This is a genomic window from Arthrobacter monumenti, from assembly GCF_054511255.1.
Genome location: NZ_JBTNCY010000011.1, coordinates 33,636 through 46,518 on the forward strand (window position 1 = coordinate 33,636; position 12,883 = coordinate 46,518).

The following is a 12,883-nucleotide window of genomic DNA, read 5'->3' on the forward strand; positions in this document are numbered from 1 at the left end:
TATGACTTCTCTACCTACGGTTCCATTCACCCTCACCCGCGCGGGCGTGGTCATGACTCCAGAACCCGGCAACGATCTTGAAGCCGAAGGAGTTCTAAATCCTGCCAGCGGACGGGGTCCCGATGGCGAGTTGTACCTGTTGCCCCGTCTCGTCTCTGCCGGGAATGTCTCCCGGGTGGGCCTGGCCAAAGTTAAGATCGACGACGGCGTTCCGGTTGGCGTGGAGCGCGAAGGCGTCGTCCTGGCCCCTGATGAGGGTTGGGAACGAGGCAAAAATAACGCTGGAACGGAGGATCCCCGGACTACGTGGGTTCCGTCACTGGACCGGCACCTGATGACCTATGTTGCCTACGGTCCGATGGGCCCACGGTTGGCAATGGCGCACTCCACTGACCTGCGCAACTGGGAACGGCTTGGGCCATGCTTCTTTGAGTACGAGGCCGGGCTCTCAATGGACCTGAATCTGTTTCCAAACAAGGACGCTGTGTTCTTCCCGGAACCGGTCAACGATCCTGATGGCGTCCTCTCCTATGCCATGCTTCACCGTCCGATGTGGGACCTCGGTTGGATCCGTGAGGGTGAGGGCGAACATTTGCCGGCCGGAGTCACTGACAACCGTCCTGGTATTTGGATCTCGTATGTGCCGGTGGAAGATGTGAAGCGGGACATTCGCAATCTCGTGCATATGGGGAAACACAAGCTGGTCGCGCTCAGCATTTTCGACTTCGAGGAGCTGAAGATTGGCGGTGGACCGGCTCCCATCCGCGTCGACGAGGGCTGGTTGATTATTCATCACGGCGTGGCAGGGGCACTGGAGAAATCAGCATTCGATCACCAGCAGAAGGTCAACTACTCTGCTGCGGCAATGATTCTTGATCCTGATGACCCGTCTAAAGTAATCGCTCGGAGCGATAAGCCCTTGCTGGCTCCTGAGACCGAGGACGAAAAGTCCGGCATTGTTCCGAATGTGGTGTTCCCCACCACCATCGAAGAAATTGAGGGGCAGTTATTTGTCTTCTATGGGATGGCCGACTCAAAAATCGGCGTCGCACGTCTCGACCGGATCTGAGAAGCGTATGTGGCGCACCGACAGGAGGAACAGGATGACCGTTCACTCTGCACGTTCCCGCGGAAAACTATCGCTTACCCGCTTGGCGGGTGCCCTTGGACTGACCGTCGCCTTAGCCTGCGCCGGTCTCATTCCGGCGGCTGCTGGACCAGGGACATCCGGTTCTGCATTCAACGTGGCTGCCGATGGTTTTGCCGAACCAGCGGTAACCGACGGGGGACCATTGACCAATCTGTCCCATCTTGATTTCCTGCTGGACGAAGTCCCCCTGGAGCCGGTCGAGGGACATAGCACGTACAAAATAAAGCAGAATCCGACCGTACTGGCGCCGTGGACCTATGCAGACAGGAACGACGACGGGAGTTATCGCCGGGTGGGCGGAGGAAGCCTTGATCCGGAAACCGGTCACTGGAGCCAAGGCGCCTTCAACGCGGACGATATTTCGCGCACCGCCGTTGTGTATCTGCGTCATTGGCAACAGGCCGATGACGTCTCCAGTCGTGCGAAAGCCCGCGAACTTCTTCGCTCTCTGACTTACCTGCAAACCACCGACGGAGAAAACGCGGGCAACGTGGTGCTCTGGCAGCAACCGGATGGCACCTTGAATGAGAGCGCCGAACCGGTGGAATTGCCGGATCCAAGCGATTCAGGAGATTCATACTGGCTTGCGCGTACGGTTTGGGCCTTGGGCGAAGGATATGCCGCCTTCCAGAATGACGACCCGGAGTTTGCGCAGTTCCTCCAGGAGCGGTTGCACTTGGCTTTGGACGCCCTCAACCGGCAATCGTTGGCGCAGTATGGCGAGTACGACATCGCTGATGGTGAGCGGGTACCATCCTGGTTGATTGCAGACGGAGCGGATGCTTCAGCCGAAGCAGTACTCGGACTGAGTGCGTATCTGGAAGCGGCGCCCGACGACGAGGTGGCACGGACGGCTCTCACGCAACTCAGCGAGGGCATTGCGAAAATGTCGTCGGGCTCCGTTGGGCAGTGGCCGTATGGCGCGATCCTGCCTTGGACCCACTCACAGACTTTGTGGCACGCGTGGGGCGGAATGGCCCCGGCGGCATTGGCTGAGGCCTCCACTGTTTTGGAGAGGTCTGATTGGATGCAAGCGGCAGTCAGGGATACTGCCCAATTCACCCCGCAGTTGCTTGCGGCCGGAGGACCGGACAACGGGTGGACACCGACACCGGCAGACAAGGTCCAGATCGCCTATGGCGTTGATTCCCGGCTGCAAGGACTCGTTAGTACGCTGGATGCCACAGGCGCAGACGGTCTTCGCGAATTAGCGGCCGTCACGGGTGCATGGTACTTCGGAGCCAACCGCAGCGGTGAACCGATTTATGACCCAGGCACCGGTGTCACCTTCGACGGCGTTGATGGCAATGGGATGATCAACCGTAATTCCGGTGCTGAGTCAACGATTCACGGTCAACTTTCCATGCTCGCCCTCGATGCACACCCGATATTGAAATCAAAAGCGCTGGGAATCGATGAAACCGTCTCGACGAGAGGCCTCAATGTCGTCGAGGCTGAGTCCGGAACTGTGAACGGAGGTGAGGTCGTCGAGCCAGCTGCTGCTTGGACAGGAGAGGCGAACTTTTCCGGCGGTGCTTACGTGTTGCTCGATAAAGGCGGGCAACTCACCATGGGGGTATCTGATTCAGACCAGCGACGCCGCGTCCATCCCATCGTCGATCAGGGCGTCGAGCCCGAAGGGAGCACGTTGTGGCGGGCCGAGGGCATGAAACTGGGATCTACCGAAAATGGTGGAGTAGGGGAACCCGGCTTAACAGCAGTGCCTGGTAAGTTGTCCCCGCTGTCCCTCGGGAAATTTTTGGATCCGGAGCGTGCTCAAATAACCGGAGTGTCGGATTCCAAAGTAGCAATCGATGCTCTCATGCTGCAGCCGCTGATTTCCTCCATCGTCGTTGATGGGCCGGCCGGTAAGTCGACCGTGTATGTAAGCGCCGGTGATAAGAAGCTCAAGGAAAAAATCGATCTGCCTCATGGTTACGAATTGAAACAGCGTGCTTTCGATTCGACAGGTCAGCTGGTCGAAATCAATGGTGAGGAGATGAGTCAATCGGGGCAGATTGTGATCTTGCCCGGTGGGTTTACCGTCGCCCATCTGGAAGAAAGATAGCCGAGGTTGTGCTACAGGCTAAAGGCTAACGGTTTGCAGTGAGAGGCGAAAAAGCACTTCCCGGCGGGTCCGCTCCCCGGTATGTTGGTAAGCGGGCTTACCATTGTTTGGGAGCTGCACCATTCCGTTTGAATTAGATGTAGTAACGAAGGAGTGCACCATGCTTGTCAAGAAGCTTTCCGATGCTGGAATTACCAGCGAACATGCCTACACCGCGGCGTTCATCTCCATCGGGTTGTCTTTCCTTTCGTGGGTGACGAGCCGGAAGAAGGAGAAGGCCGGACTCGACCGCGCCGATCGCTGGGGCATCTTCGTCGGTGAATGGGCGCCCACCTTCTTCGGACTCGGGCTCGCGCTGCGAAGCTACGAGAAGAAGTAGCGGCGAACCTCTCGCTGTTCAGCAGTACAGAAAAAAGTGTGGGACTCCGGCACTCCCGGAGTCCCACACTTTTTGCGTCCTGACTATTCAGCCGATTCCCGCTCAGGGCTGGAGACGGTGGTGATCGCGTCTATCCCGCTCCAACTATGAGCATCGTCCCGGCGAAGACAATGCCACTGAGGATCAGCGTGATCAGGGTATAGCCCAGGATCTCCCGGACTTTGAGACCGGCGACCGCCAGCAACGGAATGGCCCAGAACGGCTGGATCATATTGGTCCACTGGTCTCCATAGGAGATCGCCATGATGACCACAGACTGGTCAACTCCGAGAGCGTTGGCTGCTTCGGCGAAGAGTGGTGCCATGACGGCGAACTGTCCGCCGCCTGAAGGGATGAACATATTGAGCAGACCGGCCGACAGGAAAGTCCAAAGTCCCAGCGTGGCCGGCGAGGATATGTCAATAAAGAATCCACTGATGATGCCAACCAAGCCGCTGACACTCATCATTCCGATGATGCCTGCGTACAACGGGTACTGCAGCAGCACCTCGCCGACGGTCCTCCCGCCCCGGGCGATCAGCCCGGCAAGCTCACGGGCATTACCGACCAGGAGCATGATCAGGCAGAGGAAAGACCAGTTGACAATGTCCAGCGTCAGCTCGAATCCCCGGATGCTGAAGTAGAACGTCAGGTACAGGCCGAGCAGGACACCCAGGGACAGGGTGAAGATGCGGAGATTCTCTACTCTGTCTGCCGGACTGGGCTTGGTCCTTGAGGGAGTCGTTTCAGTGGCATTGGCTGCTCCCGGTCCCGGCCTGGGTCCCTTCCGTTTTCCCTTGGCGCTGGTGCCATCAGCAACTTGGGTTGAACCGACAGACGCGGTCCCCTCAGGGCCGGCGGCATCAACGTCGTCGTCTGCAAAAACACTGTCCGGAGCCGGAACTATCTCGTCATGCTTCTTCGGCGCCAGGAGCATCATGGCGGCCGAAACAACGACCAATGTGACAATCGTGGCAATGATGTTCCAGGTTGAGAAAGTGGTACGGCTAATGTCCACCAGGCCGCCAGGAAGATCCGAGTAGGCGCCGCCTTCGGTGGCAGCATTCAAGGGCCCGGAACCCGAATAGCCCATATGCCAGACAACAAAGCCGCTATAAGCCGCGGCCACGAGCAAGGGGTAATGCAGCTTGGTCCCGCGGGCCTTTGCCGCCCGTGCCACTTCAACGGCCATGACGCCACCAACGATCAATCCCAGGCCGAAACTGATCAGGGATGCAATGCCGGCAACGATGGTGACGAACCCGTACGCCTGCCGTGGTGTTCGGGGTAAAGATGCCACACGGACCAGGAGGCGGTGGACCGGCCGGGTGTTGGCCAGCGTGTAGCCGAGCAACAGGACCAGCGATACCTGGGTCATGAACGCGAGCAGTCCGGTCAGGCCGTCGCCCCACCCCAGGACGAGGTCAACAGGCGAAATGTCGGTCATGGTCAGTGCCATCACCCCGACGATCATGGTCAGTATGACGGCGAGGATCAGGGGACCCGGGAGCCACCTTTCCACGAAGCGGCTCAGCGGCCGGGATAGTGTCTGCAACATCGTTGTTGTCCTCGATTCATCAGTGCTGCGCATAGTGCTCAGCGGGATGGGTTGATTGGGAGGGGTATCAGGATTGGTAGTTGCGGAAGAGGGCGGCCAGCGCCTGCCCTCCGCCGATGCACATTGTGACGATGCCGTACTCCAGATCCCGCCGCTGCAGGTTTTTGGCAACTCGCAGTGACAGAATGGCGCCCGTAGCTCCAACAGGATGGCCGAGGGCTATAGCCCCGCCGTAGGGGTTCGTTTTCTCTGGATCAAGCTTTGCGTCACGAATGACGGCGACCGCCTGGGCGGCGAAAGCTTCGTTGAGTTCAACGACGCCGACGTCGGCCGGGGTGAGACCGGTTTCCTGAAAGAGGTTTCCGACGGCGATGGTCGGCGCGTAGCCCATTAGTCCAGGCTCGATTCCTGCTGTGGTTACGTGCTCCAGGGTGGCCAGGCCTCCCAGACCGCGTTCCCGGACGGTGCTTTCCTTCATCAGGACCACTGTCGCGGCGCCGTCGTTGATGCCCGATGAGTTGCCTGCGGTGACGGAGCCGTCCCGGCGGAAGGCGGGGCGGAGGCTTTGCAATTCCTCGAGGGTGGTTTCCGGACGCGGGTGTTCGTCCTTGGCGACGGTGACCGGCTTCCGTCCGGAAACCGTCACGTCAGTAATCTCCTCGTCGAAGGCTTGCTGCGCTTCGGTTGTGCCGGACCGCCGCTGGCTTTCGACGGCGAACTCGTCTTGCTCCTGTCGCGACACCTGGTACTTCGCCGCCACGTTTTCTGCCGTGACGCCCATGTGTTCCTCAATAAACGGATCGGTCAGCATGGCGATAGTGCCGTCGACCAAAGTGCGGTCACCGAGGCGCTTGTTGCCGCGGGCGTTGAAGTCCAGGAACGGCATCCGGGACATGGACTCATCTCCACCTGCGAGGATGGTTTCGACGCCGCCCCATGCCAACTGTTGGGCGCCGGACCAGATCGCCTGAAGGCCTGAGCCACAGAGCCGGTTGACGGTGAAGGCCGTGGTTCGTGGTTCGAGTCCGGCGGCGAGTGTCACCCGGCGGGCGTTGTAGGCGTCCGGGCCGACTTGGCCGATGCATCCCATGATCACTTCGTCAATGGAACTGGCGTCGGCACCGCTGCGCTCAAGGGCGGCCCGTGCCGCGGTGGCTCCGAGCTCGTGAGCGGGTACGTCTTTGAGTGCGCCGAGAAATTTCCCGGTGGGCGTACGGGCGCCATCGACGAGGACGATTCGGTCCTTGGACATAGGAACTCGCTTTCCTGCTGATAACCAACTTTTGGCTGGTGGATAAGAGGTTTATTTCGAGGGGACGGCAATGCCGGCGAACTGCCCGGCGGATTCGAGCAGCCTGGGCACGCCGGCTTCCAGGGATGGGCCGAATACCTTGTCGTGTGGCCGTTCGCCCTTGAGCCAGCGCGTGTAGATGGCTTCGGAGAAAATGGCGGCCTTCCACAAGGCCAGTGTCTGATACCAAGGCAGAGCGGTGACGTCGAGCCCGGTCTGATCGCGGTATCGTTCGATCAACCCATTCCGGTCCAGGTAACCGGGCTGGCGCGTGACCGAGGTGAGTTCCATGGTGGTCGAAAGGCTTCCGGGTTCCGCATAGGTGGCTGTGAGATAGCCGAGATCGGCAAGTGGATCCCCAAGGGTGGCCATTTCCCAGTCGAGGACGGCCGTCACCTTCGGCGGTGCGGTAGGCCCGAACATGAGGTTTCCGGTGCGGTAGTCGCCGTGGACGACGGCGGCACGCTGACTCTGCGGGAGATTGTTCCGCAGCCAGTCGCCGAGCTTTTCGACGTCGGGCAGTTTCCTTGTGGTGTTGACGTTCCACAGGGCGGCAAAACGTTCCACTTGTCGACTGAGGTAGCCGTCCGGGCGTCCGAATGAGGCGACTTCGGGGATTGTCACGTCCACTTCGTGCAGTTTTACCAGGGTGTCGACGACGGCGGCGCTGGTGGCTTTCCGATGTTCCGGAGCATCGAGGTAGCCCGGGGTGGTGTCTGTCAGGACCGATCCTTCGAGGAAGGACATGATGTAGAACGGCACGCCGAGAATGGCGGAGTCATCGCAGACGGCAAGGATCTCCGGGACGGGGACTCCTTGGCTGCCGACCGCCTTCTGGATGCGTGCTTCGCGCACCATATCGTGCGTGGATTTGGGAAGTGGCGGCCGGGGCCCGCGGCGCAACACGAATGTCTGGCCGCCGCGTTCTATCCGGTAGGTGATATTCGACTGGCCATCGCCAATCCGTTCCCAGGAAATCCGGCCGGACCCGAGCCGGTGAGCATCGAGGAAGTCGGTGACGGCATCCACTATCAGCAGCGGCGGCAATTCAAGGTTGGCGGCATCGGCCGATGTGCCGACGACTTCAATGCCATCTGGATGGTTCTGCATTAGAGTCCTCCATCGGTGACATCGGCCAGATAAGGGGCACCGGCGTCGACCTCTTCCTTGCGGCGTTTGGAAGCACGGCGGGAGATCGCCCATTTGTGTGTTTCATTCGGTCCGTCGTAGACGCGGAAGGGACGCACTTCGTTGAGGAAGGAAGCCAGCGGCAGGGCGTCTGACATGCCGTCACCGCCGCACAGCTGCATTGCCCGGTCGATGACGCGGAAGATTGCCTCCGAACAGTGCACCTTCGCCACTGAGGACATCGCCGAACCGGCTTTCGGATCGGATTCCAGCAGTGCGCCGGTCTTGGTGATGATGGCGTCGGAAGTTTCGATGTCGATGACAGACTGCGATATGAGCTCTTGCGCCAGGCCCAGGTCTTTCATTTTGGAGCCGAACATTTCACGTCGCTCGCAACGGTCAAGGGCGATGTCCAGTGATCGTCGGGCGAGTCCCAGCCAGCGCATGCAATGGGTCAACCGGGCCGGTCCCAGCCGTACCTGGGCGTAGCGGAAGCCTTGTCCGACGCCGCCCAGGACTGCGTCGTCGGGTACGAAACAATCGTCAAACCGAACATGCGGGTGTCCACCGCCGATGGCGCGGTCAATGGTGTGTATGTGGTCGCCGAGGATGAAGCCCGGGTTGGATGTATCGACGAGGAACATCGTTGCTCCGGCCGGAGCGTCTCCGAAAGCGTCAGTGCGTGCCATGACAATGCTGAATCCGGCGCCGTCCGCTCCGCTGATGAAGCGCTTGTCACCACTGATGGTCCACCCGCCGTCGACCTTGTGCGCGGCGGTTGTCAACATGGAGGGATCCGAACCGGTCCCGGGGTGCGGTTCGGTCATGGCGAAGCAGGAGCGGATATCGCCGGCCGCCAGCGGTGCGAGGTACTGCTGCTTCTGTTCGGCGGTACCGATGAGGTTGATCATGTGCATGTTTCCCTCGTCCGGGGCCATGCAATTAAGCACCGCCGCCCCGATGGGGGAGTAGCCGGCCTCTTGGAAGACGGGGGACCAATCCTCCACGGCAAGGCCTTGTCCACTAAACTCCGCCGGCACGTGCGGAGCGAAGACGCCGGCCTCTTTAGCCTGTTGCTGCAAGCGGCGCCGGGTGTCGTCGTCGAGCCGTTCGCCGGGAGCAGGTTCGGCCGGGAGGACGACGGTTCGGATGAATTCGCGAGTACGCCGCCGCAGTTCTTCGACGTCGGTCGGCGGCGCGGACGTAGCCGGCAAGGTGGAGGTCACAGTAGGGTCCTTACAGTTTGGAAGATCGGATACGGTGGAACGCGCCAGCGGTCAGGCGGTGCCGCCGGCGGCGTCGAGTCCGCCGTCGAGATTGAGGATTTGCGCCGTAATCCAGGACGCATCGGGCGATGCCAGGAACGCCACAGCAGCGGCGACGTCATCGGGGGTGCCGAGACGCTGCAGAGGGTATTTCGCCGCGACTTCGTCTTCCTTGCCTTCATAGAGCGCCTTGGCGAACTGCGTCTTGACGACGGCGGGAGCCACGGCGTTGACGCGTATCTTCGGGCCCATTTCGACGCCGAGAGTCCGGGTCAGGTGGGCGATGGCGGCTTTGCTGATGCCATAGAATCCGATACCGGGTGACGGAGTCTGTCCGGAAACCGAGGAAATGTTCACCACAGCCCCGCCCCGCTCGGCGAAGCCCAGGCCCTCGTGCCGGTACAGGTCCTGCGTCCATGCCAGGGTTGCCAGCACATTGACGTCGGAGATCTTCCGCGCCGCTTCTAGATCAAGCTCCATCATGGTGCCGTAGACGGGATTGATACCGGCGTTGTTGACGAGGATGTCGACGTGGCCAAAGCGGTCGGACATGGTGTCGAAAACCTCGCGGCGGTGCCCGGCGTCGTCGGCCTTACCGGCAATTGCGATGGCGGTCCCCTCGGGGAATTCTTCCAGGGCCTCCTGGAGAGGATCCGGTTTACGCGCCGTGATGCAGACTTTGGCGCCTTCGGCCACCAGCCGGTGGGCGATGGCCAGGCCGATTCCGCGGCTTGCGCCGGTGACGACGGCAGTGTGGCCCTCAAGCCGCCGGGCCTTCACCTGATGGGTGCTCATATAGTGTCCTTCCGAACGGTTGCGGTTGGGGCCGCGCTGACGGCTGCGCTGGGGGCAGCGTTGTCGGCTGTGGCTGGTGCCGGCTCCAGACCACGGAGTTCGCGGCGTCGGATTTTGCCAGTCATGGTCTTGGGCAACTCATCGACGATGTGCACAGAGCGCGGATACTTGTAGGCGGCCAGTCGATCGCGCGTGAACTCGATCAGTTCCGGCTCAGTTGCTGACGCGCCGGTTTTGATTGAGACGAACGCGACGACGGATTCTCCCCGGTAATCATCGGGTTTCCCCACAACGGCGGCTTCATACACGGCCGGGTGTTCATACAAGGCATCCTCGACCTCACGCGGCCACACTTTGAAGCCGGAAACGTTGATCTGGTCCTTTAGCCGGTCCACAAGGTAAACCCAGCCGTCCTGGTCCAGGAAGGCGACGTCGCCGGTGCGGAGCCGGCCATCCGGCATCGTCTGCGAGCTGGCTTCGGGGTTTTGCCAGTAGCCGGGAACAACCTGCGGGCCGGACAATTCCAATTCCCCGTGTTGGCCGGCAGGTTGAGGGTTGCCCGCCGGATCAATAATGCGCACGTGCATATTGGGCAGGGGAACGCCGATCGAGAGCGCCCCGCTGTCTGGGTCCACCGGTGCGTTGGCCCCGGGTGGGACCGCGATTACTCCGGACGCGGTTTCGGTCATGCCATAGGCGTTGTGGATATACTGGCCGAACCGGCTGTTGAACCGCTCGATGGTGGCTGGTGCAATAGGTGCTCCACCGGAATACAAGGTCTTCACAGAGGCGAAGTCGGCGGCTGTGGCCTGTTCAAGTTCAAAGAGGGCGTTGAACACCGTGATGGAGCCGATGGTGTATGTCACGGCGTGTTCGGCGAATGCTTCCAGCACCACCTCGGGATGAAACCTGCCGGTAAACACGAGCGTCGTGTCCGAAATAAGGGAGATGACTCCGTTGATTACAGCGCCGGTGATATGGAACAGCGGAGCCACCGCAAGTACGACGTCGCCCGGTGCCAGGTCTGCCCACTGACCGAAGGTGGTGGCAACGTTAAGTACATTGCCATGCGTGTTCATCGCACCCTTGGGCGGCCCGGTCGTGCCGGAGGTGTAGACGAGGAGCGCGACATCGTCCAGATTGAGGTCTATCTCCGGTTCCTTTTTGCCGTCAAACTCCGCTATCAACTGCGCGAGATCGCCATCAACCGACACTGCCGCACGCTCAGTGGCTGGATAAACGCGGGGATCGGAGCGGGTTTGGAAGTCTTGTTCCGACGTACCGATAATCCATCCAACGGTGCTGCCGTCAAGGGTGTTACGTGTTTCGTCGACGGCGGTGTCGGTGCAGATAATTCCTATAGCGCCGGAGTCGTCAACGAGTTTCCGAAGCTCGGCCCGGCGGTACATCGGGTTCAGGAGAACCCCAATGGCTCCCAACTTCCACAGAGCCAGCAGTGCCAACGCATATTGCGGAATGTTCTGCAGATAGATGCCGACGCGGTCGCCTTTCGTGGTGCCACGGTCGGCAAGCGCCGCAGCCAGAGCGCTGCTGGCATGATCCACCTCGGTGGCGCTGAGCGACCCATCGAAATACTTCAGGGCCGGGCGGTCTGGACTTGCCGAGACCCGGTTCTTCCAAGCGTCGATGATCGAAGTTGCATTCACGTCCACGGTGCTGCTGAGACCAGGGGGATAGGTCCGCAGCCATGGTTTGTATTCAGATTCCTGCATGAGCGATGTCTCCTGCTTCGGATACGATCTGGAAGTAACGCTGTTTCTCCTACCGAGCGATCGCTCGGTATAATTCAGTGTGCGCCAACGCCTCGTAATGTGTCAAGGCTCACGTTGAGCACAGGCGGCGGCAGATAATGGTGCAATGAGGACATGGAGTTCGAGTGACTATGGGAACGGTTGTTAAGGAGGCTTGCCCATGACCAAAGCGCTCCCGGCGCGCGTGGACGAGCCGGTTCAAGAACTTACTGATGGGCAGTGGCGTGATTTCAGCGGTCCTTCATTGCCGCCGATGCTGCAGGCAGCGCTCGACTGCTTTGTGGAGCACGGGTATCACGGGACCACTATCCGAGTAGTTGCTGCTGGAGCCGGCCTTTCCGTTCCAGGGCTTTACCACCACTATCCGTCGAAGCAGGCCCTGCTGGTCGGCATTGTCGAGTTCGCGATGAATGATCTGCTCAGCCGCAGCGAAGCGGCCCTGGCCGACGCGGGGACATCAGTCGAGGAGAGATTTCGACTGGTGGTTGAATGCCTGTTGTTGTTCCACGCTTACCGAAGCGAGCTGGCGTTCATAGCGGCAAGTGAGATCCGTAGTTTGGAAGATGGATCCCGCCCCCGGCACATTGCCCAGCGCGACAAGCAACAGCGGATGATGGACGAGATCGTCGTGGCAGGAGTGACTGAGGGCGTCTTTTCAACGCCTCACGCAATTGATGCCAGCCGGGCGGTCGTCACAATGTGTACCGGTGTTGCCCAATGGTACAAACACGGCGGTCCACTCACTCCGGAGGAAGTGGTCGTGCGTTACGGACTTGTCGCGAGGATGGCGGTTGGTCAAGCACGCCTCTGAAAACGCCCCGGGCTAGTTCTTCTCCAGCGCCGATGCCTTGTGCATGGCGATGTGCCCGGTCTTATCGCTCTCGATCTCATACTGCGGATCGTCCTTGCTGCAGCGGCGCATACGGCCCTTGAACTCAGTATCTTCAGTGTGGACCTTCAGGATCCTGCCTTCGACGTGGCCGGCCTCGGAGTTCCAGCGCACATGGTCACCAACCTTAAAGTTTCCGCTCACTTCTTATCCTGTCCCTTGTGGTTAGTCGTGCGGGTCAGCTGCCCGCCGTCGTCGTAGTATTTCCATTCGCCGGTCTTTTTCCCGTTGTTGTACTCGCCGACGTCCATCAACTCCCCGGTTGAGTGGTACCGCTTCCAGAGTCCAGTCTGTACCCCATTCGAAAAGTCACCGGCCTGCAGCATCCTGCCGCTCTCGCGGTACCAGATCCAGGCGCCATCCAACTCGCCGTGCAGGTAGCGCCCGGACGCCTTCACATCTCCGGAGCGGAAATAGAATGCCCATTCTCCGTGCCGCTTCCCGTTGGCGAATTCGCCCGAACCGGAAAGCCTGCCGTCTTTGAATCGTTCGTCCCACGGTCCGGACTTGTTGCCGTCGTCGTTAATCTGATTGTGCATCATTTGGGCA

12 protein-coding genes are annotated in these 12,883 nt (G+C 60.4%); 4 read left to right on the plus strand and 8 right to left on the minus strand.

The window, feature by feature from the left end:
- The first annotated feature begins 1 nt into the window (after position 1).
- From ACX80B_RS15730 to ACX80B_RS15740, 3 genes are all read left to right on the plus strand, one after another.
- Positions 2–1,069 carry a glycoside hydrolase family 130 protein gene (locus ACX80B_RS15730; RefSeq protein ID WP_459297849.1) on the plus strand — a complete coding sequence of 356 codons (1,068 nt, stop codon included), beginning with the start codon at positions 2–4 and terminating at the stop codon, positions 1,067–1,069.
- A gap of 34 nt (positions 1,070–1,103) precedes the next feature.
- The gene (locus ACX80B_RS15735; RefSeq protein ID WP_459297851.1) at positions 1,104–3,218 is read left to right on the plus strand and encodes a hypothetical protein; all 2,115 of its coding nucleotides are present in this window, start codon (positions 1,104–1,106) and stop codon (positions 3,216–3,218) included.
- Positions 3,219–3,378: 160 nt separating this feature from the next.
- Positions 3,379–3,597, plus strand: coding sequence for a hypothetical protein (locus tag ACX80B_RS15740; protein WP_459297853.1), 219 nt, complete (start codon positions 3,379–3,381; stop codon positions 3,595–3,597).
- A 130-nt stretch (positions 3,598–3,727) separates the two neighbouring features.
- Here ACX80B_RS15740 and ACX80B_RS15745 read toward each other — a convergent pair whose 3' ends face one another.
- The 6 genes from ACX80B_RS15745 to ACX80B_RS15770 all read right to left on the minus strand — a co-directional run bounded on the left by ACX80B_RS15745 (position 3,728) and on the right by ACX80B_RS15770 (position 11,406).
- Positions 3,728–5,194 (minus strand): short-chain fatty acid transporter, encoded by a 1,467-nt coding sequence (locus ACX80B_RS15745; RefSeq protein ID WP_459297855.1) that lies wholly within the window; start codon positions 5,192–5,194, stop codon positions 3,728–3,730.
- A 67-nt stretch (positions 5,195–5,261) separates the two neighbouring features.
- Positions 5,262–6,446, minus strand: coding sequence for a thiolase family protein (locus ACX80B_RS15750; protein WP_459297857.1), 1,185 nt, complete (start codon positions 6,444–6,446; stop codon positions 5,262–5,264).
- Between the two features lie 51 nt (positions 6,447–6,497).
- Positions 6,498–7,595 (minus strand): phosphotransferase family protein, encoded by a 1,098-nt coding sequence (locus ACX80B_RS15755; protein ID WP_459297859.1) that lies wholly within the window; start codon positions 7,593–7,595, stop codon positions 6,498–6,500.
- On the minus strand, positions 7,595–8,839 hold the full coding sequence (locus ACX80B_RS15760; RefSeq protein ID WP_459297861.1) for an acyl-CoA dehydrogenase family protein: 1,245 nt from the start codon (positions 8,837–8,839) through the stop codon (positions 7,595–7,597). The genes ACX80B_RS15755 and ACX80B_RS15760 overlap by 1 nt, the downstream gene beginning before the upstream one ends.
- A gap of 51 nt (positions 8,840–8,890) precedes the next feature.
- Positions 8,891–9,673, minus strand: a complete 783-nt coding sequence (locus ACX80B_RS15765) for an SDR family oxidoreductase (RefSeq protein ID WP_459297863.1) — start codon at positions 9,671–9,673, stop codon at positions 8,891–8,893.
- On the minus strand, positions 9,670–11,406 hold the full coding sequence (locus tag ACX80B_RS15770) for a class I adenylate-forming enzyme family protein (protein ID WP_459297865.1): 1,737 nt from the start codon (positions 11,404–11,406) through the stop codon (positions 9,670–9,672). Before ACX80B_RS15770 ends, ACX80B_RS15765 begins: the two co-directional genes overlap by 4 nt.
- 199 nt (positions 11,407–11,605) lie before the next feature.
- On the opposite strand from ACX80B_RS15770, the gene ACX80B_RS15775 reads away from it, so the two are divergent.
- Positions 11,606–12,256 carry a TetR/AcrR family transcriptional regulator gene (locus tag ACX80B_RS15775; RefSeq protein ID WP_459297867.1) on the plus strand — a complete coding sequence of 217 codons (651 nt, stop codon included), beginning with the start codon at positions 11,606–11,608 and terminating at the stop codon, positions 12,254–12,256.
- Positions 12,257–12,268: 12 nt separating this feature from the next.
- Here the strand turns inward: ACX80B_RS15775 and ACX80B_RS15780 are convergent, their stop codons facing one another.
- Together ACX80B_RS15780 and ACX80B_RS15785 are read right to left on the minus strand one after the other, a co-directional pair.
- Positions 12,269–12,478: a hypervirulence associated TUDOR domain-containing protein gene (locus ACX80B_RS15780; protein WP_459297869.1), complete on the minus strand. Its 210-nt coding sequence runs from the start codon at positions 12,476–12,478 to the stop codon at positions 12,269–12,271.
- On the minus strand, positions 12,475–12,876 hold the full coding sequence (locus tag ACX80B_RS15785) for a toxin-antitoxin system YwqK family antitoxin (RefSeq protein WP_459297871.1): 402 nt from the start codon (positions 12,874–12,876) through the stop codon (positions 12,475–12,477). Before ACX80B_RS15785 ends, ACX80B_RS15780 begins: the two co-directional genes overlap by 4 nt.
- Positions 12,877–12,883 lie beyond the last annotated feature (7 nt).

Excerpts from the sequence above, each read along its gene's own strand:
- ACX80B_RS15750 (WP_459297857.1), bottom strand. The coding sequence starts at position 6,446 with ATGTCCAAGGACCGAATCGTCCTCGTCGATGGCGCCCGTACGCCCACC.
- ACX80B_RS15745 (WP_459297855.1), bottom strand. The coding sequence starts at position 5,194 with ATGTTGCAGACACTATCCCGGCCGCTGAGCCGCTTCGTGGAAAGGTGG.
- ACX80B_RS15735 (WP_459297851.1), top strand. The coding sequence starts at position 1,104 with ATGACCGTTCACTCTGCACGTTCCCGCGGAAAACTATCGCTTACCCGC.
- ACX80B_RS15740 (WP_459297853.1), top strand. The coding sequence starts at position 3,379 with ATGCTTGTCAAGAAGCTTTCCGATGCTGGAATTACCAGCGAACATGCC.
- ACX80B_RS15770 (WP_459297865.1), bottom strand. The coding sequence starts at position 11,406 with ATGCAGGAATCTGAATACAAACCATGGCTGCGGACCTATCCCCCTGGT.
- ACX80B_RS15755 (WP_459297859.1), bottom strand. The coding sequence starts at position 7,595 with ATGCAGAACCATCCAGATGGCATTGAAGTCGTCGGCACATCGGCCGAT.
- ACX80B_RS15765 (WP_459297863.1), bottom strand. The coding sequence starts at position 9,673 with ATGAGCACCCATCAGGTGAAGGCCCGGCGGCTTGAGGGCCACACTGCC.
- ACX80B_RS15775 (WP_459297867.1), top strand. The coding sequence starts at position 11,606 with ATGACCAAAGCGCTCCCGGCGCGCGTGGACGAGCCGGTTCAAGAACTT.
- ACX80B_RS15785 (WP_459297871.1), bottom strand. The coding sequence starts at position 12,876 with ATGATGCACAATCAGATTAACGACGACGGCAACAAGTCCGGACCGTGG.
- ACX80B_RS15730 (WP_459297849.1), top strand. The coding sequence starts at position 2 with ATGACTTCTCTACCTACGGTTCCATTCACCCTCACCCGCGCGGGCGTG.